Genomic DNA, 2350 nt, shown 5'->3' on the forward strand with positions numbered 1-2350 from the left:
GGGCCCGGCCGAGCCCCGCGCGGCCGGGCCCTCGCCCCCGCCGGTGTCGGCGTTCGCTGCGGCGACGACCGACTCGGGGGTGCCGAGCCGTTCGAGGATGCGGCGGACCGCGGCCGGACTGTCGACGGTCGCCTTGGCCCGGCGCCGGTCGATCTCGTTGCGCAGCTCCGAGACCAGGCGCATGCGGATGCCCGACGGCAGCTGCCGTTGCTGAGCCACGTCACCGACACGGCTCAGATACTCGTAGACGACCTGGTCGCTCTCGATACCCACGAAGTCCCCTCCGGGGCGGGTGCGTCGAATACCCCGTGGGACGACGTTAGCGCAGGGGGGGGTGGGCACGGACTCGGGTCAGGTCGGCTCGCACACGCTCGGGATCTCCACTTCCCGGACGAACGCCGCGGAGGACTTCCCGGAGGGGTGCGCGACGCCGATGACGGCGACCCGCCCGGCGACCCGCTTGCCGAAGTCGAGGTCCGCCCTTGGATCCCTCATCCCCCGGATCCACCAATCCCCTTGACCTGCCGAGCAGTTGACCGGGAGCCCCCGGTGGCCGATGGGGGTGGAGTGTCGCCCGGGGTGCCGTGATCCTCCTGACGATGTTCATCCCGTGGCCGTCCGGGAAACGTTCCGTTCGCCCGGAGTCCGCCCGGTACACGGGTTCCGGGCCCTGGCAGACGGCCCCTGGCGGGCCCGCCACCCGCTACCGTTGAGCGGATGAGCAGCGATGAGAAGCAGGTGGCCCCGCGGTCCCTCGCGGAGGCGCTCCGCGCGAAGGACGACGGTTCCCTCGCCGCGCTCCTGCGCGCCCGCCCGGATCTCATCACGCCCGTCCCCACCGATCTCACGCAGCTCGCCACCCGGGCCGGCACCCGCGCCTCGGTGATCCGCGCCCTGGAGCGCCTGGACCGGTTCACGCTCCAGACGGCGGAGGCGCTTGCGGTGGCCCCGGAGCCGGCGGACCGGGGGACGCTCCTGGCGCTGCTGGCCGGTGACGAGAACGACCCGGCGGTCGTCGGGGCGTTCCCGCACGCCCTGGCCGCCCTGCGCGAACAGGCCCTGGTGTGGGGCCCGGACGACCGGCTCCGCCTGGTCCGCACGGCCCGCGAACTGCTCGCGCCCTCGCCGCAGCACCCGTCCCCGACGGGTCTCGGGCCGACGGTCGCGGAGGCCACGTCGGGCATGTCCCCGGGCCGGATCCAGGAGATCCTCACGGCGGCGGGGCTGCCCACGACGCACGACGCGGTGTCGGCGGTGGCGTCCCTGAGCGGCCTCTTCACCGACCGCGCCCGGATGGCGGACCTGCTCGCCGCGGCCCCGCCGGACTCCCTGGACGTCCTGTCCCGGCTGGTCTGGGGCCCTCCCTACGGCCAGGTGACCGCCGATCCCGCCTCGCGTCTGCGCTGGCTCCTGGACCGCGGTCTGCTGCTGCCGACGGCGCCCGGCACGGTCGTACTGCCCCGCGAGGTCGCCCTCCACCTCCGTGCGGGCCGCGCCCATCGCGACACCCAGCCCCTGCCACCGGCGGTCGAGCCGGCCGCCACGCACCGTCCACAGGTTGTGGACACGACGGCGGCCGGCCAGGCGTACACCTCGCTCGCGACCATCGAGGAGCTGCTGAAGGACTGGGACGAGGGCGGCCCGACCGTCCTGCGCGCGGGCGGCCTGAGCGTACGGGACCTCAAGCGCACCGCCGTGGCCCTGGACGTCCCCGAGCCGGTCGCCGCGTTCTGGGTCGAACTCGCCTACGCGGCAGGCCTGTTGGCGTCGGACGGCGAGGCCGACGAGCGGTACGCGGCGACCCCGGCGTACGACGAATGGCTGGAGCTCCCGGCGGCCGCGCGCTGGACGCGGCTGGCCACGGCCTGGCTGTCCGCCACCCGCACGGCGGGCGTGATCGGCGGCCGGGACGCCAAGGAGCGCACACTGTCCGCGCTGGGCCCGGGCCTCGACCGTTCGGCCGCCCCCGAGGTCCGCCACCGTGTCCTGACGCTCCTGGCCGCGCTCCCCGAGGGGGCCTCCGCGTCCCCCGACTCACTCGTGGCCCGCCTCCACTGGGAGCGCGCGCTGCGCGGGGCCGCCTCGTCGGACGACCTGCGGGCCCGGCTGGCCCGGTGGACGCTGTCCGAGGCCAAGTCGCGGGGGATCACCGGGCGGGGGGCGCTGTCGGCGCACGGGCGGGCGCTGATCGGGGCGCAACCGAGCGCGGCCGCCCCGGAGACAGAGACGGAGACGGACTCCGGCCCTGGCGACAAACTCCCCGTCCACCACCACAGGCACCACCCCGCGCCCCCTCCGCAGCCCCGCTCGGCCGCCGAGCCGGGCTGCGGAGGGGGCGCGGGGTGGTGCC

1 protein-coding gene and 2 pseudogenes are annotated in these 2350 nt (G+C 75.9%); 1 reads left to right on the plus strand and 2 read right to left on the minus strand.

The window, feature by feature from the left end:
- Both O3Q52_RS52025 and O3Q52_RS52030 read right to left on the minus strand, forming a co-directional pair.
- Nucleotides 1–273: pseudogene (locus O3Q52_RS52025) on the minus strand (hypothetical protein); the annotation flags it as partial.
- Nucleotides 274–351: 78 nt separating this feature from the next.
- The gene (locus O3Q52_RS52030; RefSeq protein ID WP_269655388.1) at nt 352–495 is read right to left on the minus strand and encodes a hypothetical protein; all 144 of its coding nucleotides are present in this window, start codon (nt 493–495) and stop codon (nt 352–354) included.
- Nucleotides 496–717: 222 nt separating this feature from the next.
- On the opposite strand from O3Q52_RS52030, the pseudogene O3Q52_RS52035 reads away from it, so the two are divergent.
- Nucleotides 718–2350: pseudogene (locus O3Q52_RS52035) on the plus strand (DNA-binding protein); the annotation flags it as partial.

It is taken from the genome of Streptomyces sp. ActVer, assembly GCF_027270795.1.
Classification (GTDB): Bacteria; Actinomycetota; Actinomycetes; order Streptomycetales; family Streptomycetaceae; genus Streptomyces; species Streptomyces umbrinus_A.